18 protein-coding genes are annotated in these 20759 nt (G+C 66.5%); 9 read left to right on the forward strand and 9 right to left on the reverse strand.

Translation table 11 applies throughout. The annotated features are described in order from the left end of the window. The first annotated feature begins 69 nt into the window (after positions 1–69). The gene (locus tag U0034_RS07215; RefSeq protein WP_176072633.1) at positions 70–1497 is read left to right on the forward strand and encodes an MFS transporter; all 1428 of its coding nucleotides are present in this window, start codon (positions 70–72) and stop codon (positions 1495–1497) included. 88 nt (positions 1498–1585) lie between these two features. Here the strand turns inward: U0034_RS07215 and U0034_RS07220 are convergent, their stop codons facing one another. After that, positions 1586–2872, reverse strand: coding sequence for an MFS transporter (locus tag U0034_RS07220; protein ID WP_085228176.1), 1287 nt, complete (start codon positions 2870–2872; stop codon positions 1586–1588). A 202-nt stretch (positions 2873–3074) separates the two neighbouring features. Here U0034_RS07220 and U0034_RS07225 point away from each other — a divergent pair, with 202 nt between their 5' ends. Both U0034_RS07225 and U0034_RS07230 read left to right on the forward strand, forming a co-directional pair. Then, positions 3075–3752, forward strand: coding sequence for a TetR/AcrR family transcriptional regulator (locus tag U0034_RS07225; RefSeq protein WP_233212030.1), 678 nt, complete (start codon positions 3075–3077; stop codon positions 3750–3752). A 172-nt stretch (positions 3753–3924) separates the two neighbouring features. Beyond that, on the forward strand, positions 3925–4482 hold the full coding sequence (locus U0034_RS07230) for a DUF1415 domain-containing protein (protein WP_085228177.1): 558 nt from the start codon (positions 3925–3927) through the stop codon (positions 4480–4482). 12 nt (positions 4483–4494) lie between these two features. Here U0034_RS07230 and U0034_RS07235 read toward each other — a convergent pair whose 3' ends face one another. Then, positions 4495–5331 carry a class I SAM-dependent methyltransferase gene (locus tag U0034_RS07235; protein ID WP_085228178.1) on the reverse strand — a complete coding sequence of 279 codons (837 nt, stop codon included), beginning with the start codon at positions 5329–5331 and terminating at the stop codon, positions 4495–4497. A gap of 384 nt (positions 5332–5715) precedes the next feature. On the opposite strand from U0034_RS07235, the gene U0034_RS07240 reads away from it, so the two are divergent. Beyond that, positions 5716–6042 (forward strand): DNA-binding protein, encoded by a 327-nt coding sequence (locus U0034_RS07240; RefSeq protein ID WP_085228179.1) that lies wholly within the window; start codon positions 5716–5718, stop codon positions 6040–6042. A 57-nt stretch (positions 6043–6099) separates the two neighbouring features. Here the strand turns inward: U0034_RS07240 and U0034_RS07245 are convergent, their stop codons facing one another. Further along, a complete protein-coding gene (locus tag U0034_RS07245) occupies positions 6100–7251 on the reverse strand; it encodes a methyltransferase (protein WP_085228180.1) in 1152 nt (383 codons plus the stop codon). A 316-nt stretch (positions 7252–7567) separates the two neighbouring features. Here U0034_RS07245 and U0034_RS07250 point away from each other — a divergent pair, with 316 nt between their 5' ends. After that, entirely contained in the window at positions 7568–8086 is a 519-nt protein-coding gene (locus tag U0034_RS07250; protein WP_085228181.1) for a hypothetical protein, read from the forward strand. A 142-nt stretch (positions 8087–8228) separates the two neighbouring features. Next, entirely contained in the window at positions 8229–8732 is a 504-nt protein-coding gene (locus U0034_RS07255; protein ID WP_085228182.1) for a DUF1566 domain-containing protein, read from the forward strand. Here the strand turns inward: U0034_RS07255 and U0034_RS07260 are convergent, their stop codons facing one another. The 4 genes from U0034_RS07260 to U0034_RS07275 form a co-directional block, all read right to left on the reverse strand. Continuing rightward, positions 8733–10625 (reverse strand): putative bifunctional diguanylate cyclase/phosphodiesterase, encoded by a 1893-nt coding sequence (locus U0034_RS07260; RefSeq protein ID WP_085228183.1) that lies wholly within the window; start codon positions 10623–10625, stop codon positions 8733–8735. 267 nt (positions 10626–10892) lie between these two features. Beyond that, a complete protein-coding gene (locus U0034_RS07265) occupies positions 10893–12395 on the reverse strand; it encodes an efflux transporter outer membrane subunit (protein ID WP_085228184.1) in 1503 nt (500 codons plus the stop codon). 22 nt (positions 12396–12417) lie between these two features. Beyond that, positions 12418–14022, reverse strand: coding sequence for an MDR family MFS transporter (locus U0034_RS07270; RefSeq protein ID WP_085228185.1), 1605 nt, complete (start codon positions 14020–14022; stop codon positions 12418–12420). Continuing rightward, the gene (locus U0034_RS07275; RefSeq protein WP_085228186.1) at positions 14015–15184 is read right to left on the reverse strand and encodes an HlyD family secretion protein; all 1170 of its coding nucleotides are present in this window, start codon (positions 15182–15184) and stop codon (positions 14015–14017) included. Before U0034_RS07275 ends, U0034_RS07270 begins: the two co-directional genes overlap by 8 nt. 125 nt (positions 15185–15309) lie before the next feature. Between U0034_RS07275 and U0034_RS07280 the strand changes: the two genes are divergently transcribed. Beyond that, a complete protein-coding gene (locus U0034_RS07280; RefSeq protein WP_085228187.1) occupies positions 15310–16089 on the forward strand; it encodes a CerR family C-terminal domain-containing protein in 780 nt (259 codons plus the stop codon). A 52-nt stretch (positions 16090–16141) separates the two neighbouring features. Here U0034_RS07280 and U0034_RS07285 read toward each other — a convergent pair whose 3' ends face one another. Next, positions 16142–17428 (reverse strand): MFS transporter, encoded by a 1287-nt coding sequence (locus U0034_RS07285; protein WP_102623075.1) that lies wholly within the window; start codon positions 17426–17428, stop codon positions 16142–16144. Between the two features lie 114 nt (positions 17429–17542). Further along, positions 17543–18550 carry an ABC transporter substrate-binding protein gene (locus U0034_RS07290; RefSeq protein WP_233212020.1) on the reverse strand — a complete coding sequence of 336 codons (1008 nt, stop codon included), beginning with the start codon at positions 18548–18550 and terminating at the stop codon, positions 17543–17545. A gap of 135 nt (positions 18551–18685) precedes the next feature. On the opposite strand from U0034_RS07290, the gene U0034_RS07295 reads away from it, so the two are divergent. Then, the gene (locus U0034_RS07295) at positions 18686–19351 is read left to right on the forward strand and encodes a response regulator transcription factor (RefSeq protein WP_085228345.1); all 666 of its coding nucleotides are present in this window, start codon (positions 18686–18688) and stop codon (positions 19349–19351) included. After that, positions 19338–20723: a sensor histidine kinase gene (locus U0034_RS07300; RefSeq protein WP_085228189.1), complete on the forward strand. Its 1386-nt coding sequence runs from the start codon at positions 19338–19340 to the stop codon at positions 20721–20723. Before U0034_RS07295 ends, U0034_RS07300 begins: the two co-directional genes overlap by 14 nt. The last annotated feature ends 36 nt before the right edge of the window (positions 20724–20759 follow it).

Raw genomic sequence — 20759 nt, forward strand, 5'->3', positions numbered from 1 at the left:
GGCTTGCCTCAGGAGAAACCGCCCGTGATACCGACTGCCGCCCCGCCCGTCTCCGCGACACGGCCCGCCGTGCTCGAAACCGACCTGCCGTCGCGGCTCGACCGCCTGCCGTGGGGGCGCTTCCATACGCTGATCGTGGTCGCTCTCGGCGTGACCTGGCTTCTCGACGGGCTCGAGGTCACGCTCGCCGGCGCCGTCGCCGGTGCTTTACGAGCAAGCCCCGTGCTGCACTTCTCGAATGCCGACATCGGGCTCGCGAGCAGTGCCTATATCGCGGGCGCGGTGCTCGGTGCGCTCGGCTTCGGCTGGCTGACCGACCGCCTGGGCCGGCGCCGGCTCTTCTTTCTCACGCTGAGCCTCTATCTCGCCGCCACCGCCGCCACGGCGTTCTCGTGGAATCTCGCGAGCTTCGCCCTCTTTCGCTTTCTGACGGGCGCCGGCATCGGCGGCGAGTACGCGGCCATCAATTCGACGATTCAGGAGTTCACGCCCGCGCGCGTGCGCGGATGGACAGACCTCGGCATCAACGGTACGTTCTGGGTCGGCGCGGCGCTCGGCGCCGGCGGCTCGCTCGTGCTGCTCGACCCGCGCCTTTTTCCCGGTGATCTGGGCTGGCGCGCCTGCTTCTTCATCGGTGCCGCACTTGCATTCGTGATCGTATTCATGCGCATGTGGATACCCGAAAGCCCGCGCTGGCTGCTTACGCACGATCGCGCGCACACGGCCCGCGCGATCGTCGAGGCGATCGAAGCACGCTTTCGCCGCGAAGGCCGCTCGCCGACCGCCGAACCAGTGCGAACGCTGCGGCTCGCTCGGCGCGAGCACACGCCCCTGCGCGAAGTTTTCCACGCGCTCTTCGTGCTGCATCGGCGGCGCTCGCTCGTCGGCCTCGCTCTGATGACCGCGCAAGCGTTTTTCTACAATGCGATCTTCTTCACCTACGCGCTCGTGCTGACCGAGTTCTACGGCGTACCCGGCAACCACGTGGGCTGGTATCTGCTGCCGTTTGCGGCCGGCAACTTTCTGGGCCCGATCGTGCTCGGGCATGCGTTCGATGCGATCGGCCGACGCGTCATGATCGCCTTCACCTACGCCATATCGGGGGTGCTGCTCGCGGGCAGCGGCTACCTGTTCGAGCAGGGCTGGCTCAGCGTCAGCGCGCAGACAGCCGCGTGGATGGTGATTTTCTTCTTCGCTTCGGCAGCGGCGAGTTCGGCCTATCTGACGGTGAGCGAGTCGTTTCCGCTCGAAGTGCGCGCGCTCGCGATCGCCGTGTTCTATGCGTTCGGCACCGCCGCGGGCGGTATCGCCGGGCCGGCGCTCTTCGGCCGGCTCATCGACACGCACTCGCGCAGCGCCGTCTTCGACGGCTATCTCGTTGGCGCGGCGCTGATGCTGATTGCAGCCGCGGTTGCGGCGATCTGGGGCGTCGACGCGGAGCGGCGCCCGCTCGAGCACGTCGCCGCCCCCCTCTCCGCGCTGGCCGACGACGATTGAGGGCTACTCGCGGCGCTCCCCGCGCGCTGACGCCGCGCGACCGATGCCGTCCCGGTGCCGCGGGGTCCGCCGCCGTCCGTGCGTTGCCTCAGGCCGCAGGACTCAGCGCGCGCACGTCGCGCCGGCGCCCGATGCGCAGCACGACGAGCGCCGCGACGAGGCACAGCCCGCCCGAAATCGTCGAAGCCACCGTATAGCTGCCGAGATCGGCGCGCAGCAAGCCGGCGCCGAATGCCGCAAACGCCGCGCCGAGTTGATGGCCAGCCACGATCCAGCCGAAGACGACCGGTGCCGCGTCCTTGCCGAACGCATCGGTGGTGAGGCGCACGGTGGGAGGCACCGTGGCGATCCAGTCGAGCCCGTAGAACATCGCGAAAAGCGGCAGGCCGAAGACCTGGATGCCGAACGCGTGCGGCAGATAGATCAACGACAATCCCCGCATCCCGTAGTACCAGAACAGCAGCACGCGGCTGCTGAAGCGATCGGACAGCCAACCCGAAAGCGTCGTGCCGATCAGATCGAAGATGCCCATCACGGCCAGCAGCGACGCCCCTTGCACCTCGCTCATTCCGTAATCGCCGCACATGGCGATCAGATGCGTGCCGATATAGCCGTTCGTGCTGGCCCCGCAGACGAAGAAGCTGAAAAAAAGCAGCCAGAAATCGCGCGACCGGCTTGCCCGGGCGAGCGTGCCGAATGCGATCGCAAGCGGGTTTTGCATGGCGCCCGCCGGTGCCGGCGGGGTGTCGGGCGCTTCGCCGTAGGGGCGCAGCGATACGTCGGCCGGACGCTCCGGCACGAAAAGCGCCACGAGCGGCAACACGACCGCTGCCGCGGCCGCCACGATCAGCACGACCGGACGCCAGCCATAGTGCTGCGCCACCGACGCGAGCATCGGCAGAAAAACGAGCTGGCCCGTAGCCGAACTCGCGGTCAGCACGCCCATCACAAGCCCGCGGCGCTTGACGAACCACCGGTTCACGACGGTCGCGCCGAGCGTGAGCGCGGCCACGCCCGTCGCGCCGCCCACCATCACGCCCCAGATCAACACCATCTGCCACGGCGCCGTCATCGTCGACGAAAGCGCCACCCCGGCCGCCATCGTCACCAGCGCCGTCAGCACGGTCGGGCGGATCCCGAAGCGCTGCATCGCGGCTGCCGCAAACGGCCCCGTGAGTCCATAGAGCGCGATGTTCACCGAGATCGCCAGCGAGATGGTGGCGCGGCTCCAGCCGAATTCATGCTCGAGCGGCAGCATCATCACGCTCGGCGTCGCGCGCGTGCCCGCGGACGCGAGCAATACGAGAAAAACGATGGCCGCCACGAGCCATCCATAGTGAAACCGCGTACGCACTGCTTTCGCTGCCCAGTTCATCAGGACTCCTCTTCGAGCGCCGCATCTGGCAGCCAGACGCGGGATGGGACGATCGTGGCGTCGGCCATGTTACCGACCTGTCACAAATGGAGTTGCCATCCTAGTGACCGATCGGTAACATGTCAAGCGACATACCGCAGTGGGGTCGCTCGTCGCGACCGGCCTGCGTCACAGTACGAACCGAAAGATGGAACGCAAAGCAATGATGGGACGGACCACGCCGGGCACGGATAACGCGGCTTCGCGAGCGCGCCAGCACACCGCGGGTCCGCAAGCGCAGCAGGCACTGCTGCGCGCGGCGGACGAGCTTTTCTACCGCGAAGGCGTGCGCGCCGTGGGCGTGGACGCGGTCGTGGAGCGAGCGGGCGTGAACAAGATGAGTCTGTACCGGCAGTTTTCGTCGAAGGACGAGCTGGTGGTTGCCTATCTCGAACGCGCGAGCGAGCGCTTTTTCGAGCGCTTCGAAACCAGTCTCGCCAAACACCCGGGAGACCCGGTCCGCCAGATTGCCCAGTATTTCGAAGATCTGAGCGCGCGCGCGTCGGTCGAGGGATATCGAGGCTGCCCGTTCGTCAACGTATCGGCCGAATTCCCCGATGCGCAGCATCCGGCCCGGCAGTGTGTGGCGCGCAACAAGGCCGAGCTGATGTCGCGCCTCATCGCGCTTGCCAATGCCGCAGGCGCCGACGATCCGCTTTATCTCGCCAATGCGTTCGCGCTGATGATCGAAGGGATCTATGCGGCGAGCCAGACGTATGGGGCCGGCTGTGGGCCCATCAAGTCCGCGCCGCGCCTCGCCGCGCAACTGCTCGCGGCCTCGTGCCCGGGCAGCGGCGGCAGCCCGCTTGGCGCGACGCCCGGCGGCGCGGCACACCGCTGATACGGCAAACCCTCGTCACTGCGCGCTCGAAGCAGCAGCCCACTGACGGCGTAGTTCCGGAAACAGTGCGCGCCGCTGACGAAGTAGCGGGCAAACGGGCAAACCGCCAGGGTCGTCGAACCCCCGCGCGCGTAAAATGCGGCGTCCGCCTCACACCCGATTGTTCAACGCCATGCCGAGCAGCTCCGATCCGAACGATGTCGTCATTGCCGCCACGCGCCATTGGCTCGAGCGCGCCGTCATCGGACTCAACCTTTGTCCGTTCGCGAAAGCCGTGCACGTCAAGGGCCAGATCCGGTATGCCGTCAGCGCCGCGTGCGATCTCGAAGGCGTACTGACCGACCTCGAAAGCGAGCTGCGCCGGCTCGACGAGGCCGACCCACAGCACATCGACACGACGCTGCTGATCCTGCCGCATGCGTTGCACGACTTCCTGGCCTTCAACGATTGCACGTTTTTCGCCGAGCGACTCGTCGTGCAGCTCGGGCTGCAGGGAACGCTGCAGGTAGCAAGCTTTCACCCGCAATATCGGTTCGAAGGCAGCGAGCCGGACGACATCGAGAACTACACGAACCGTGCGCCGTACCCGGTCCTTCACCTGCTGCGCGAGGCAAGCCTGACACGCGCCGTGGACGCGTTCCCCGATGCGGCCGACATCTACGAGCGCAACATGGAGACGCTGCGCCGCCTCGGCCACGACGGCTGGCGCAGATGGATGAGCGAAGACTGACGAACGCCGCGCTTACGCAGGCGTGAAGAAGCGCTCGCGCAGCTCGGCGAGCCCCAGCGTGTCGAGCACTTCGGCGAGCCGCTCGGCTGGTTTGCGGCGCGGGAGGTTCTTGTATTGCGCGATGATGAGCTCGTTCTTCATGGAGTGCTCCCACCCGACGAGCTCGGTCACGCTCACCTGATAGCCATGCGCTTCGAGCTGCAGGCAACGCATGACGTTCGTGATCTGCGAGCCGAACTCGCGCGTATGCAGCGGATGGCGCCAGATTTCGGCCAGCGCGTTCGCGAGCGATTTTCCCTTGTTGCGCCTCAGCACACCGGCCACTTCGGCCTGGCAGCAAGGCACGAGCACGATGTGCCGGGCGTGTTTGGCGAGCGCGAAGCGAATCGCGTCATCGGTGGCCGTATCGCAGGCATGCAGCGCCGTAACGATGTCCACCGATGGCGGCAGACTCGGCGAGTCGATCGATTCAGCCACGGACAAGTTCAGGAACGACATTCGCTCGAAACCGAGCCGCGCGGCGAGCGCCGTCGATTTGGCAACGAGTTCGGCGCGCGTTTCGATCCCGTAGATATGCGACTGGTCGCCCGGCGGCAAGCTTTTGAAGAAAAGATCGTACAGAATGAACCCAAGATACGACTTGCCCGCGCCATGATCGACGAGAGAGATCGAGCCCTGTTGGCGATGCACGTCCTCGAGCAGCGGCTCGATGAATTGATAAAGGTGATAGACCTGCTTGAGCTTGCGTCGACTATCCTGATTGAGCTTGCCGTCGCGAGTCAGGATATGCAGCTCCTTGAGCAGCTCGATCGATTGCTCGGGGCGAATGTCGTAGTTTTTTGCGGACATCTGGAAGACGCTCTGGGAGCCAAGTCGCGGCCAGCGTGCGACAGCCTACAGAACAACAAGGACAATCGCGTCAGTTTACCGAAAACGACGGGCTTCGGCCGCAAGTACCCTTCGCAGGAACGTTTCGTGCTCCTACGCGTCCTACCGCGAATCGGCGCGATCGCTCCCACGGGGCGTGGCACGCGGCGCATCGCACACCGCGCCCGCCTCGCAAGCCGGGGGCGCAGTATGACACCCCGTGACGGGGCGGGCGGCATGAAGGCCCGCGGGGAATCGACGAATCCGGCGTAACCGCGTTACGTGACCGACGTAACGCGGGGCGCACCGGAGCGGATTGACGGGATCGTCGCATGCGACGGACCGCCTTGAAGAAAGGAGGACGGCATGGCTACGGTACCCAACGGAGATGCGGAGCAAAAGTTCCAGGCGATGCTCGCTTCGCTGCTGGCCTCGCCGACCGGCTGGTCGGAAAAGCAGCAGCTCGAACTCGAAATGGCACGCGACATCTCGGTCGAGATGTTGCGGCTCGCCGAGGCGATGCGCGATTCGCAGGACGCGAGCCTCGAAACACTGCTCACGCTGCTCAAGTACGCAAAAGTGGTGGACTTCATCCTGACGACACTGGCCTCCCGGCGAGACATCCGCCCTCAGACGCTGCGCGTCATCTTCAAGCTCGCGGGCCTGAAAGTCGATGAAGCCTACCCGGGCTGATGCGTCCGTCTCGGCCGTCGTTCACCGGGACCGCCACCGCCTGCCTCATTTCGGGCGTCAAGCGGAGCCTGATCCCCCACGCACGCCGAGCCGCCACAGCGAGGTGAGCTCGGCCGAGCGCGCCCGATAAAGCGGATCGCCCGCATCGGTCGCCTTCGGATGCTGCGGCCGGATATCGTCGCGCCCCAACACTTCAAGTCCCGCCTCCGAGATCATCGCCAGGAGCGCTTCGCGCGTACGCAGACCCAGGTGCTCCGCGAAATCCGACAAGATCAGCCAGCCCTCCCCGCCGGGTTCGAGATGCTCCGCGAGCCCCGCGAGGAACCCGCGCAGCATGCGGCTGTCGGGATCGTACACTGCCCGCTCCACCGGCGAGCTCGGCCGCGCGGGCAGCCACGGCGGATTGCAGACGATGAGCGGCGCGCGCCCCGCTGGGAAGAGATCCGCGCTCACCACCTCGATGCGCGACCCGTAGCCGAGGCGCGTGACGTTGTCGCGCGCGCATGCAAGCGCGCGCTCGTCGCTGTCGGTCGCCACGATGCGCGCCACGCCACGGCGGGCCAGCACGGCCGCGAGCACGCCCGTACCCGTGCCAATATCGAATGCGAGCGACGTCGAAGGCAGCGGCGCACGCGCAACGAGTTCGACGTACTCTCCGCGCACGGGTGAAAACACCCCGTAGTAAGGATGAATCGCGGCCCCGCCGAGGGCGGCGATCGGCACGCCCTTCTTGCGCCATTCGTGCGCGCCGATCAGCCCCTGCAGTTCCCTCAGCGATACGACGGATGGCCCGTCGCTCGGCCCATACGCCTCGAGGCACGCCTCGCGCACATCGGGCGCGCGGCGTAATGCGATCGAATAGTCGGCCTCGAGCGGAATCAGCAGCATCCCGAGCGTGCGCGCGCGCTGCGACTGCGCCTGCCGGTGCAGGTTGAATGCGTCCACCGGTGTTTGCGCCTGCTTGCGCGGCTTGCGGCCGATACGGCGCACCATCGCCTGCAGCAACTGGCGCGCATTTTGAAAATCGCCGCGCCACAGCAGCGCCACGCCTTCGCAGGCTTGGCCGTAGGCGATATCGGCCGGCGTACGATCGTCGGCAATCGCGACTCGCCGGGGGGGCGGCACACCCGCTTCCGAGCGCCAGCGGGCGGTGTGCGGTGTGCCGGATTCGGTCCAGGCGATTTCAGGAGGATTCGGTTCGTTGGTCACGTCTTCCCATCGGGCAACAGCCCGGCAAATCCAGTTTCAAAGATCATTTCGAGATTCTGTTCGCTGCACGAGCGCCTTGCGCGAGACGACACAATACGCCGCTTTCGGCCTGGGGCAACGCATTCCCGCTGATCAGATCGCTCGAAATAGTCGTTCGACTGAAATTTTGAGAAAAGCAGGAGCACCCTCGGAAGTTGCTGCGTAATGCCGGACAGCGCACTCGGAATGCCAGGTGCGCCACGCTGGCAACGGCCGTTGCGGGCGCCAATCGTAACGTCCCGAACCGAGACATACCATACCAAGGAGCATCTTGAAAATGGATTGCTATCCCTGCGTACTGCCCATCTCCGCGCCGCCCGAAATAGGCGAATACTGGCCCGGGCAAGGCGGCATTTATGCCGGCATCATGCCCGATTGGAGCGGTGGCACGAGCCCCCAGCACTTGATCTTCTCTGTCCATGAGGGTACCGATCTGCAATGGGGCGGCTACCTTGCATCGGAACCGCACGCACGCAGCCCCTACGATGGCGCCTTGAATACGAACGCGCTCGTGCGCTCCACGTACGCTCACCCGGCCGCCACGTGGGCAGACAAATACCAGAAAGACGGACACGCCGATTTCCATCTGCCGTCGCGGCGCGAGCTGGACGTCGGTTACGCCACCATCGAGGAGCAATTTTCGGCGAGCCATTGGTACTGGTCCAGCACCGAGGAGTCGGCCACGGCGGCGCAGGGGCGCAACGCGACCCAGACCGGTCTCGATTCGCTCTTCAAGACCTTCCCAGGCCGCGTACGCGCGGTCCGCACCGTTCCGGCCGGCGCAACGGACCATTGACGCATGCATCCGGCACGCGGCACTGCGTCCTAAGTCGTGTGCCGTTCGTGCCGTAGCCCTCTCCGCACAGGTTCAATGATGCGTCTTTCGCCCGTAGCCGGGTGAAGGGCTTTCTGAACCTGCAACGAGGAAGGAGCATCCGATGACCGTAACCGAAGCGCCGCAAGGCGCGACTTTGCAACCGCCGGCAATCGGCGCGTACTGGCCCGGCCAGGGCGGCTACTACGTCGGCGTGATTCCCGATTACGCCGGCTCGCAGCCGAAACACCTGATCATCTCGGAAGACGAGGCAGTCGATGTCGCCTGGGGCGGGTTCGGCGCAAACGAACCGAACGCGCGCAGCGTGCACGACGGCGCCGCCAACACGCGTGCGCTCATGGAATCGACGCGCCCGCACCCTGCTGCGAAGTGGGCCGACGACTACGAAAAGGATGGTCACACCGACTTCTATCTGCCTTCGCGCGCGGAACTGGAAGCGGCCTGCACGACTATGCCCGAGCGGTTCGAGCCGAACGATCTGTACTGGTCCAGCACCGAGCGCTCGTACGACATGGCCTACACACAAGTCTTCGGCGAGTTCGACCTCGACCGGCTTTTCAAGCACATGCCGGCGAGAGTTCGCGCGGTGCGCACGATCCCGTACTGATCATGCGTTGAGCTGCCGGCCCACGGCGCGCGGTCTGGCCGGCGGCTCAGGCAGCAGTTCGCCATTCAGCAGCAGTTGCGTCATGTCCTCGGCATCGAGCGGCCGGCTGTACAGATAACCCTGCGCATCGACACAGCCGATCGACAGCAGGAACTCGCGCTGGGCCGCCGTCTCCACGCCCTCGGCAATGACGGCGAGCCCGAGCGCTTTCGCGAGCGTGACGACGGCCGACGCTATCGCGCCCGTATCGCCCCGTCCGATCCCATGAACGAACGCACGGTCGATCTTGATGCGATCGACGGGCAACGCGCGCAGTTGCCCCAGGCTCGAATATCCCATGCCGAAATCGTCGATGGCCACGCGGATGCCGGCACGCCGGCATTCGTGCAGGCGGCGCACAGCAGTCTCCGGCTGACGCATCAACGCCGTCTCGGTCACTTCGAGCTCGACGAGCGTCGGGTCGAGGCCGGTTTCCCGCAGCACCTGCTCGAAGGTCTCGACAATATCGGCGCGCTGCAGTTGCAGGGGCGACACGTTGACCGACAGGCGGATCGGCTTGAGCCCCATCTGCTGCCACCGCATCGCCTGCCTGCACGCCTGCTCCAGCACCCAGCGGCCAAGCGGCGAGATGAGGCCGGACGCCTCCGCGGCGGCAATGAAGTCGGGCGGGCGCACGTCGCCGTACGCTTCGTCGCTCCATCGCACGAGCGCTTCCACGCCGCAGATCTCGCCCGTGCGCATATCGACCTGCGGCTGGTAGTGCAGGTGCAGCAGGCCGCCTTCGATCGCCTTGCGCAGGCGGGCCGACAGCTTGAGCCGCGCATCGGCGGCCGAGCGCATGGTGGCGCGATAGAACTCCCAGCAGTTTCGGCCCCGGTTCTTCGCGGCGTACATCGCGATGTCCGCCGCACGTATCAGTGCCGCGGCATCGCGGCCATCGCTCGGAAACACGCTGATGCCGATACTGCCGCCGATCATCAGCTCGTGCGCGCCTACCTTGATCGGGTCCGCCAGCGCCTCGAGCACCGCATCGGGCAGATCGACGCGCGTGTCGCCCACCGTACCTCGCGCCACGATGAGGAATTCGTCGCCGCCATAACGGGCGACGATGTCGCCGGGCCGCGTACACGCCGCCAGCCGCCCCGCCACCGCAACGAGCAAATCGTCGCCGACGTTGTGCCCGAGCGCATCGTTGATCGTCTTGAAGCCGTCCAGATCGATGAACAGCACCGCGATGCGGTCATGCGCCGCGTCGGCGGCAGCGATCATCGCATGCATCGCCGCACCCGCCGTGGCGCGATTCGACAGCTCGGTGAGGCTGTCGCGCTCGCTCAGATGGCGCAGCTTGCGTGTGCGCTCGATGAGCTTCGCCGAGACGTCGTGCGTCGTCTTGGCCAGCACGAGCGGGTAGATGATCGCGACGGGCAGCCAAGCCAGCGAAATCAGGGAATCGGTCTCGAACGAGGGCACGACGCCGACCGCCGCGACGCCGCCGACGGCACCGAGCACGCTCGAGGCGAGCCCCTGAAGGAAAAGCCGCCAGCCGCCCACGGCCATCGCGTCGAGCGCGAACATGAGCAAAATGACGACCGTGCCGATCGGCGAGAAGCGGATCGCGGCCACCAGCCAGCCGCCGCACGCCGAATCGATGAGCAGGTTCAGCCGCTCGCGCCGGACTGGCTCGGCCGCGCGGCGCGCCAGCAAATAGGCGAGATGGGGCCAGACGAAACAAACGAGCAGCACAGATGCGACGAGCCACGCAGGCGCGTGCTGCGAATACAGAAGCATCAGGATCGGCCATGCTCCCATCGCATAGCCCAGCCAACGAATCAGGTAGATGCGGCGCACGAAACCCGCGCCCCGGCCCTTCTCGCCCGCTTCGGACGTTCGCACAGCGCCCCCAATATCGTTCTCGTATCACGAGATAGTCGACGCATCCGGCACGCAGGTGCATTGCCGCGCACGGATCGTCCGGCCCGCTGCCGGATTATCGTCGTGCGCACGGGGAATGTTTAGGGTTGCGAATCTTCCGCTCGGCAAGCGCACGTCGACCGTCTACGCGTAGCAAGCCGCATACCCGAGCGGGCCGCCGAATGCACGAACGCGAGCGGTGCCGGACCGGGTTTGCACGGTGCGGCACGGCGCGCCACCGCCTGCCCATCACTGAGCCGACTGAGCCTCCCACCCGAGGCCGAGGCTCTTGTGCAGGAGCACGAAGTCCTTCAACAACTCGGCCCGGCCCGCCACGACGTCCTGTTGCGCGGAGAACTGCGTGCGCTGCGTGTCGAGCAGATCGATCAGCGTCGATACGCCCGCCCGGTATCGCTGCTGCTCGAGCGTCGAGGCGCGGTCCGCCGAGCGTTCGACCGCCTCCAGCCGCACGAGGTGCTCGCGCTGATGGCCATACTGCGAAAGCGCCGAATTCGCATCTTGCAGCGCGGCGAGCACGGTATGAGCATAGCGTGCCCGGGCTTCGTCGCGCGACGCCTCGGCGCCGCGCACGTTGGCCGCCGTGCGCCCGAAATCGAGCACGTTCCACTGCAAATAGGGCACGCCAAGCCACGAGAAGTTGGTCTTGCGGAACAAATGCGCGGGCTGCGCGGCCGTGAAGCCGAGATCGCCGAAGAGCGTCAGCTTCGGAAAGTAGTCCGCCACATGCTCGCCGATCTGCGCATTGCTCGACGCAAGCCGGCGCTCGGCCGCGCGAATGTCGGGGCGCCGGCGCAGCATCGCGGCCGGATCGCCCACAGCCACCGTGGCCGGTACCGCCGGCAGCGGCTTCGGCGCGGACAGCTCGCCATCGAGCGCGCCCGGCGCACGCCCCGTCAAGACGGCCAGGCGGTCGAGTGCATCCGCAATCCCGGCTTCGAGGGGCACGATCGTCGCGCGCGTCGTCTCGACTTGCCCGCGCAGGCGCTCGACGTCGACATCGGCCGCCGTTCCATGCGCGCGCCGGTCTTCGGTGAGTTCGAGCATGCGTTGCTGCAATGCCGCGGTATCGGTGGCGAGCCCGAGCCGCGCCTGCCGGTCGCGCAGATCGACGTAGGCTTGCGCGACCTCGGCGGCCAGCGACACCTGCGTATCGGCCAGATCGGCATCGACCGCGTCGGCGTCAGCCGATGCCGCCTCGATTGCCCGGCGCGTACCGCCGAAGAGATCGAGCTCCCAGGAAGCATCGAGCGACGCCGCGTAAAGCTGGATCGGGCCGCCGCCGCTCGAGCCGGAGCGCGAGCCCGTCAGCGCCGAGAGATTCGGCTCGCGCGTGCGCAGCGCGGCAACGGTGGCCGACGACTTCGGCAGGAGGTCCGCTTCGCTGCGGTTCAACTGCGCACGAGCCTGTCGCAGCCGGGCCTTTGCGGCATCCACATCGGGGTTGTGCGCAAACGCGGCTTCGATCAACGTATCGAGCTCGGCATCGCCAAGCGCGCGCCACCACGTGCTCGCGGCCGGCGTGTGGGAAACGCCCGAGGCCGGCGTGCGGACGAAAGCAGATGCATTCCCGGCATCGCTCGCGACCGACGGCGCGCCGCGGTAGTCCGGGCCGACCGTACAGCCGGGCAGCGACGCGAGGAGCGCCAGCGCGATCGCGACGGAAACGCCGGCAGCACGGGAAGGGGCCGGCGGTGAGGTGAAGCAAACGTAGCGGCGGATGGACATCGTCATGAAGGATGAGGCGTACGGGGCATCAGTGCGCCGAGGACGACGGCGCGCCACCCGGCTGTTGTTTGGGCGTTCGCAACAGCAACGCGAGCGGGATGCAGGCGCCAAGCGCGATCGCGAGCAGGTAATAGGTTTCGGAGTAGGTCATCACGGTGGCTTGCGCGCTGATCTGCTGGGCGATCTGCCCAAGCGCCTGCACTTTGGCGAACGCCAGATCGCCCGTGCGCGCGAACCATGCGGCCGCATTCCCGGCGATGCGCTCCTGGCCGAGCAGCGAGTTGGCCGTCAGCGATTCGCGGATCGCCGCGGTGTGGAACGCTTCGCGCCGGTCGATGACCACGCCGATGATGGCGAGGCCAACCGAGCCCCCGAGGTTGCGCGCCATGTTGTAGAGGCCCGCCGCATCGCCCGACTCCTCGCGCGAAACCGCCGCCATGGAGGCCTGATTGAGCGGCATCATCGCGAGCATCTGACCGACGCCGCGCAGCAGTTGCGACCATACGAAGTCGCGGCCATCGCTTTGCACGGTCAGGCTCGTGTCGAAGAGACAGCTCACCGTGAAGCAGAGAAGGCCCGCGATCACGAGAACGCGGAAATCGACCTTGCCGAGCAATCGCGGCAGCACCGGCATGATCAGGAAGGCCGGCACCCCGGCGAGCAGCACGATGAAGCCCGACTGCTCGGCGTTGTAGCCCGCGATGATTGCGAGAAACTGCGGCACCAGATAGGCCACGCCATATAGGCCCGCGCCAACGGCAAACACGATGACGATGACGCTCGCATAGCGCAGGTTGCCGAGCAGCGAAAGTCTCACGATGGGCCGTTTCGCGAACATCTGCGACAGCGCTATCAGCAAAAAGCCGAAGGCCGTCGCACAGGAGAGCATGACGATCTCGTCCGACTCGAACCACTGATGGCGCTGCCCCTCCTCGAGCACGACCGTGAGCGAGCTGAGGCCGATCGACAGCCCCGCGATGCCGATCCAGTCCGCGTGGATGAACTCGCGCCAGTGCGGCGCATCGGACGCGAGGCCGGCGATCAGAAGGCCTGCGAGTGCAAGGCAAACGGGCAGATTGATGAAAAAGCACCACCGCCACGTGATGTTTTCGGCGAGCCAGCCACCGAGGATCGGCCCCACGAGCGGACCGAGCAGCACGATGAGGCCGAAGATCGTCATGCCCACGGGCATCTGCGCGCGCGGCAGCCGCGTGCGGATGATGGTCTGCGCCGTCGGGATCATCGCGCCGCCCGTGAAGCCCTGGCCGATGCGCCCGGCGATCATGACCGCGAGCGAGGACGACCAGCCGCACATCATCGAGAACACCGTGAACAGCAGCGCATTGGCGAGCAGAAAGTTGCGCAGCCCGAAGACGCGCGTGAGCCAGGCCGCGAGCGGAATCATCACGATTTCCGACATCAGGTAGCCCGTGGAGATCCACGTGCCCTCCGTGCCGGTGGCACCCACGGCACCCTGTATCTGCGGCAGCGCCGAGTTCGTGATCGAGATGTCGAGTGTCGCCATCAGCGCGCCGAGCGCGCCCGCGGACACGGCGATCCAATCTGTCGCGCTTGCACGCTCGGGATAGTCGGCTGCGCCGCGCGCGGCCGCCGCGGGCATCGACTCAGCCATGCCGGTTCTCTTCGGCGATGCGTTTCTGATCGGCGCTCGCCGAACGCGTATCGATATCGACGTTGACCGACAGGCCCGGCAGCAGGACATTGCGCGTTTCCTGGCCAGTATCGATGCGAATGCGCACAGGTACGCGCTGCACGATCTTCGTGAAGTTGCCGGTGGCGTTCTCGGGCGGCAGCAGCGCGAACTGCGCGCCCGTACCCGGCGCGAAGCTGTCGACCACCCCATGCAGTTCGATGCCGTGCAAGGCGTCGACGTGCAGCGTGGCGGGCTGACCCACACGCATCCGGCCAACCTGTGTCTCCTTGAAATTCGCTTCGAGATAGACGCTGTGAACGGGCACGATCGTCATGAGCCGCGTGCCGGGCTGCACGTATTGGCCGACGCGCACCGTGCGGTCGCCCACACGGCCGGCGAGCGGGCTGTAAAGCGTCGTATCGTCGAGATCGAGCTGCGACTGCCGCAGGCTCGCACGCGCGGCTTCGAGCTGGGCGCGTGCCTGCGCGATCTGCGCCGAGGTGGCCGCGATCTGCGCCTCGGCCGAGCGTACGGCAGCCTGATCGGCGGCGAGCGTGGCGCGCGCCTGATCGCGCGTGCTGACGAGATTGGCGAGACGCTCGGCCGTCTCGGCGCCCGACTTCACGAGCGGCTCGTAGCGGTGCACGTCGTCCTCGCCATGCTGCAGCGAGACGCTCGCCACGCGCACCTGTGCCTGCGCTTGCGCAACCTTGGCCCGCTGCTGCTCGATATCGGCCTGGGCGCGAGCGAGATCGGCCTCGCGTGCGTCGACGGTGGCCCGCGCCTGATCGGCGGCGGCCTGATACTGGCGCACGTCGAGGCGGGCGAGCGGCGCGCCGGCGGCAACCGTTTGGTTGTCGCCGACGAAAACCTCGGCCACATAGCCGCCGATCTTCGGCGCGACCGTCACGCTGTCGGCCTGCAGATAGGCATCGTCGGTGCTTTCGATGAAGCGCCCGACCGTCCACCAGTGCACGAACCAGATCGCGCCGGCCACGGCCAGCACGGCCAGGACAGCGAGCAGAAACACACGCGATTTGGGGCGACCCGCTTTGGGGCGACCCGCTTCGGGGCGACCCGCGCCGACCTGCTCTTCTTGCGCCGTCTGCGCGCGTGACGGCGCCTCGGTTGTTGCCGACATGATTCCGGTTCCTTAGACGATAAGCCGCACAATTATTCCAGTTGGAAAAATTGTGTCAAGTGTTATATTTGTGGCCGTCGGCACGTGCGGAGCCGACATCAGCAGCAAGCAAGGAGAACGAACGAATGAGCGAGGCGAAACGTCTTCGCCGTCCCGCCGAGGGCGGTTATGCCCGCGGCGACGAAACGCGGCTGCGCATCGTGGCGGCAGCCATCGACGTGTTCGGCGAGCGCGGGTTCGCGGCGGCATCGACGCGCGAAATCGCGGCACGCGCGGGCGTGAACGCGCCGGCGCTGCAGTACTACTTCGACAACAAGGAAGGGGTCTATCGCGCCTGCGCCGAAGAGATCGCCGAGCACGTGCGCGCGCGTTTCGAACCCGTCCTGCAACGCGTGAGGGACGTGCTGGCCGACGAAGACGCGGACGACGAGCGCCTCATCGGCGCCTATCTTGCGCTGCTCGAAGCGGTGGCGGACAAAGTGTTTCTGACGCCCCATACGCCCGGCACGCGCCTTTTCTTCGTGCGCGAGCAGATGGGCCAGGAGCCGGTAATTGCTTCACAGATATTGCACGAGCGGCTGCGCGAGCCACTCAATCAGATCGGCTCGGCGCTCGCGTCGAGAATCGGCGGCACCGCCCCCGACGACCCGGTGACGCGCATCCGCATGATGGGCCTCCATGGACAGCTGGCGATCTTCCAGATGGCGCCGCGCACGACGCTGACCATGCTGGGATGGGATCAGTTCGACGCCGATCGCATCGCATTGGTCAAATCGACGCTGCTCGGACAAACACGCACGTTGCTGACGATGTGGGCCCGCGAGCGCGATGCGCGGGTCGGCGACACCCAACCTGCGGCGCGAGCGAAACGGGCGACCGGCGCCACGCGCGCCCGCAAGCGCTGAGCCGCCGGCCCATGGCGGCACCGGTGCGCCGAGCCGGGCGCCGGCCGATGCATCAAACCTGCGCCGCGACCACGCGCCGCTCGACCTTGGAAGCGGCCACCATCGCACCGAAGCTGAGAACGGCCAAACAAACGATCGGCACGATCATCGGGCCGAAGGCCGTGCCTGTCGCCTTGCCGGCATAGGGCATCAGATTCTGACTGAAAAAGCCGCCGAGATTGCCGATCGAATTGATCGCCGCGACGCTCGCGGCTGCCCGCGCGCCGGTGAAATAGCGCGGCGGCATCGACCAGAAACACGGATAGAGCAGCGGAATACAGGCGCCGCCGGCCACGAGCGCGACGAAACGCAACGGCGTGGTGGGAAGCAGCAGGCTCAGCGCAAACCCGATCGCGCCGATGAACGCAACCGCGGCCATGGTCTTGACGATGCCGCGCGCGCGGCGCAGCCTGCTCGGCAGCCAAAGCAGCAGCAAGGCCGCAATGGCCCACGGCAGCATGCTCAGCAGCCCGTTCGTCGTGCTCGATACCCCGAACGTCTTCACGAGCGTGGGCAGCCAGTACGTCACGCCGTAAAGCGAAGTCGACATCAGCATGTAGGTGGCGGCGAACAGCATCACGCGTGGATCCAGCAGCGCTTTCCAGGGATGCGTGTGCTCGGCGTGGGCCGGCTTCTCGCGCTCGTGCGCCGCGAGCACCACGCGCTTTTCGTGCTCGCTCAGGAACCGGGCCTCGGCGATCGATGCGGGCAGCAAGCGGAATACCGTCAGGGCGACGAGCACCGCGGGTATGCCCGTGGCGATGAAAACCCACTGCCAGCCGGCCAGACCGAATGCGCCGTCGAGGCTCAGCAGCCAGCCGCCGACGAGCGAGCCGAGCATGTTGGCGAGCGCGCTGCCGAGTGTGAAGACGCCCAGCACACGGGCGCGATAACTCTGCGGGAACCACAGCGTGAGGTAGTAGATGACGCCGGGATAGAAGCCCGCTTCGGCTACGCCGAGCATGAAGCGCAGCGCGCAGAAGTACCCCATCGACTTCGTGAAGCCCATCAGCACGGTAATGAGGCCCCAGGTCAGCATGATGCGCGCGAGCCACAGGCGCGCCCCGAAACGATGCAACGCCAGCGTGCTCGGCACCTCGAAGAGCAGATAGCCGATGAAAAAGAGCGACGAGGCCAGCCCGAACGCGGCCTCCGTCATACCGAGGCTGTGCACCATCTGCAGCTTCGCGAAGCCGACGTTCTGCCGGTCGATGAACGAGATCAGGAACATGACGACGAGAATCGGCATGAGGCGCCGCGCCATCTTCGCCATGACGTGCCGCTCCTCGACGGACGGCATATGGGGGGTATCGCTGAGAGTCACTGCCTGCTCCTCCTGCATCTCGATTGGAATGGATTCGAACGCCGCGCGGCCGGCACGCGAATGCCGCACTGCCCGGCCCTGGCCGTTCGCTCACGCGCGATAGCGCGCAAGCTGCGGCACGAACATTTCCTCCCAGCGGCGCGGCTTCGCCTTGATGGTGCCCGCTGCGAAGAGAAAATCGACGTACTGCATCAATTGATCGGGCACGACGGAAAAACCCGTCTCCGGATTCGACAGCATCTGGACGACCGCATCCACCGAGACCCGTACGCCCGACGCCGATACGTAAAGCCTGGCGGCAGCGTGCCGCTCGGCGGCGATGAAGCGCTGCGCTTCGTCGAGCGCGTCGAGAAAGACGTCGACGAGCACGGGTTCGCCGTCGACGAGCTTCTTCGGCGCGAACACCACGTCGAGCGTGAGCGCGCCGAGCACGTCCCGCGAACTCGACACGCGGTGAATGCCGGGGGCGCGCAGCTCGAGCCATGAAAACGGCGGCGACGTGAAATGCGCGCTCACGCCCTTGTCGCGGCCGATCAATGCCCGCATCGCTTCGGGATGCGGCAGATTGACCGTGATCGCATCGAGCCGTGCGAATTGCTTCGGGCCGAGCAGTTTCGCCACCACCATCTGCAGCACGACCGCCGACAGCGACGTGCGTATTCCGGGCACGGCGATCCGGTCCGCCGGCGAAAAATCGGCGATCGTCCGGATCGACGCGCGATTGACGTTGAGCGAGAGCGAGGTCGTGCTAAGGCCGCTCACACCGATCACCTCGACGTTCGGTATGCCGCGCGCACGCGCCCATAGTTCGATGAATCCCGGCGCACCGACTCCTGCGAAGTCGAGCGTGCCGGCCATCATGGCGTCGTTGACCGCATTACCGCCGTCGAGCAGCACCCAGCTCGCCGAGGCACTCAGGCCGCGCCGAGCCGCATGCTTATCGAAAAGCCGCTGCTGTTCCATGACGAGCAGCGGCAGATAGAGAATGCCGTAGCCTTTCGAGATCCGGACTTCGCGCACGCGCGGCAGTGCGACGGCCGGTGCCAACGCGCCGGCCACCACCGCCATCGTCAGCGCGCGGCGGGTCCTGTCAGGCATCATCGGTCTCCTCTCGTTCATGCGTGCATCGCTGGCCGCAGATTAGCGCCCGACTCTGAGAAAATGCTGACAGTCCGGCTCGGGAAAACCCGCATTCGCCCGGAATACAGGGCCGTGCAACGGAAAGACAAGATCATGCGCATTCTCGTCGTCGAAGACGATGCCCCCATCGGGGCGGCCATTCGAAGCAGACTTACGCGGCTCGGTCATGCCGTCGACCTCGAGACGGACGGCGCGACCGCCAGCAGCCTCATCGGCGTCGAGCACTTCGACCTCGTCGTGCTCGACGTCATGCTGCCATCGCTGGACGGCTTTACGATACTGCGCCGCATGCGCGGCGCGGGGAGCACGACACCGGTGCTGCTGCTCACCGCCCGCTCGACGATCGATGACCGCGTGAGCGGTCTCGGACTCGGCGCCGACGATTACCTCGTGAAACCGTTCGATTACCGCGAACTCGAGGCGCGCGTGCAAGCCCTGCTGCGCCGCCAAAGCGGGCATGCGAACGACGTCGTGCGCATCGCCGGGCTCATGGTCGATCGCAGCAGCCGGCTGGCCGAACTGGACGGCACATCGCTCGCGCTCTCGCGCCGCGAGTTCGCGCTCCTCGAAATTCTCGCAAGCCGGCCTCAGCGCGTGTTTTCGAAGGAGGAATTGCTGAGCCAGTTGTTCAGCTACGACAGGGAACCCACGCCCAACGCCGTCGAGCAGTACGTCACGCGGCTGCGCAGAAAGCTCGCGCAAAGCTCGGTCGAAATCCGCACCGTGCGCGGCATGGGGTATCAGATTGCGGCGCTCTGACTGGTTTCCGAAGACCCTCTTCGGACGCACGCTCGCGTTCATCGCGCTCGTCGTGGCTTCGGGCGCCGTGGCGCTTGCTGCGATCGCGCGTCACTATGCGGGCGTGGCGGCCGAGCGCGCCTACGATCAACTGCTGTCGGGCGCCGCGATCCAGGTCGCCGAAAATCTTTATGTGCAAGGCGGCGTGCTGGCGCTCAATCCGCCCGTTGCCGCGTTCTCGACGCTTTCTCGATACGACGTCGTCTACTACAAGGTGGTCGACTCGCGCGGCATGGTCGTGGCGGGGTATGCCGATCTCTCGAGTGCGGCGCCGCTCGCAGCGGCCCAGCAAGGCCCCACGTTCGAAGACGGCCGGTATCAGCATCAGCGCGTGCGCATCGCCACCGTCGCGCGTTACATGCCGGAGGAGACCGTGCCTGGCTGGGCCGTCATTACCGTCGCTCAGACCACGCATGCGCGTCAGCAGCTCACGAACGACATGAGCGTCAAGGTATGGACGCTCATTGCCCTCATGAGCGTTCTGGCGGTGGGCGCCAGCGGCCTCGCGATCAAACGCGGGCTTCGCCCGCTCGCCCAGGTGGAGACGATCATCGTGGCGCGCGATCCGGCCGATCTGCGGCCCGTGTCTGTCGACACCCCGAGCGAAATCAACGCGCTCATCGGCGCCATCAACGTGTTGATGCAGCGGCTCGCGCGGCGCATTGCGTCGATGCAGCGCTTCATCGCCGATGCCGCGCATCAGATGCGCACGCCGCTCGCGCGGCTCGATGCGCAAATCGAGCTGCTCAGCGCTGAAACGGACGCGGCCCGCTACCGCGAACGCCTCGCATCGTTGCGCGACACCTGCGCCGACGTCGGGCGCTTGACGGGGCAGTTGCTCAATCACGCGATGGTCATTCATCGCTCGGAGATCGTGGCGCTGCAGCCGGTCGAGCTGGATGCGCTCGTGAAGGAAGTGCTCGGCCGCACGATTCCGCTCGCGGACGAGCGCGATATCGCCGTCGCATTCGAGAATCGGGCCGGCGCCGTGGCGATCCTCGGCGACGGCATCAGCCTGCGCGAGGCGCTCTCCAATCTGCTCGACAACGCGATATCCCGTGGCGACGTCGACGAGATCGTCGTCTCGCTGTGCCTGTCCGAGCGGTCGGTGCAACTGACCGCGAAGGACAACGGCCGCGGTATCGCCCGCGAGCACTGGGATGCGGTGCTGCTGCCGTTCGTCAGCATGCCGTCCGACGGAGCCCGCAAGACCGGCTCGGGGCTCGGCCTCGCGATCGTCAACGAAGTGATGAAGGCGCACGGCGGCAGCGTGACCTTCGGCTTCCCGCCCGAAGGCGGGTTCGCGGTCACGCTTCGGTTTCCGGCCCCGTAGCAAGAGGCAGCACGAGGCGGCACGAGGCAGCGAGGC

Source organism: Trinickia caryophylli (assembly GCF_034424545.1).
Classification (GTDB): domain Bacteria; phylum Pseudomonadota; class Gammaproteobacteria; order Burkholderiales; family Burkholderiaceae; genus Trinickia; species Trinickia caryophylli.

Excerpts from the sequence above, each read along its gene's own strand:
- U0034_RS07295 (WP_085228345.1), top strand. The coding sequence starts at position 18,686 with ATGCGCATTCTCGTCGTCGAAGACGATGCCCCCATCGGGGCGGCCATT.
- U0034_RS07240 (WP_085228179.1), top strand. The coding sequence starts at position 5,716 with ATGGCTACGGTACCCAACGGAGATGCGGAGCAAAAGTTCCAGGCGATG.
- U0034_RS07285 (WP_102623075.1), bottom strand. The coding sequence starts at position 17,428 with ATGCCGTCCGTCGAGGAGCGGCACGTCATGGCGAAGATGGCGCGGCGC.
- U0034_RS07230 (WP_085228177.1), top strand. The coding sequence starts at position 3,925 with ATGCCGAGCAGCTCCGATCCGAACGATGTCGTCATTGCCGCCACGCGC.
- U0034_RS07265 (WP_085228184.1), bottom strand. The coding sequence starts at position 12,395 with ATGACGATGTCCATCCGCCGCTACGTTTGCTTCACCTCACCGCCGGCC.
- U0034_RS07235 (WP_085228178.1), bottom strand. The coding sequence starts at position 5,331 with ATGTCCGCAAAAAACTACGACATTCGCCCCGAGCAATCGATCGAGCTG.
- U0034_RS07255 (WP_085228182.1), top strand. The coding sequence starts at position 8,229 with ATGACCGTAACCGAAGCGCCGCAAGGCGCGACTTTGCAACCGCCGGCA.
- U0034_RS07270 (WP_085228185.1), bottom strand. The coding sequence starts at position 14,022 with ATGGCTGAGTCGATGCCCGCGGCGGCCGCGCGCGGCGCAGCCGACTAT.
- U0034_RS07220 (WP_085228176.1), bottom strand. The coding sequence starts at position 2,872 with ATGAACTGGGCAGCGAAAGCAGTGCGTACGCGGTTTCACTATGGATGG.
- U0034_RS07225 (WP_233212030.1), top strand. The coding sequence starts at position 3,075 with ATGATGGGACGGACCACGCCGGGCACGGATAACGCGGCTTCGCGAGCG.
- U0034_RS07290 (WP_233212020.1), bottom strand. The coding sequence starts at position 18,550 with ATGCCTGACAGGACCCGCCGCGCGCTGACGATGGCGGTGGTGGCCGGC.
- U0034_RS07280 (WP_085228187.1), top strand. The coding sequence starts at position 15,310 with ATGAGCGAGGCGAAACGTCTTCGCCGTCCCGCCGAGGGCGGTTATGCC.
- U0034_RS07250 (WP_085228181.1), top strand. The coding sequence starts at position 7,568 with ATGGATTGCTATCCCTGCGTACTGCCCATCTCCGCGCCGCCCGAAATA.
- U0034_RS07275 (WP_085228186.1), bottom strand. The coding sequence starts at position 15,184 with ATGTCGGCAACAACCGAGGCGCCGTCACGCGCGCAGACGGCGCAAGAA.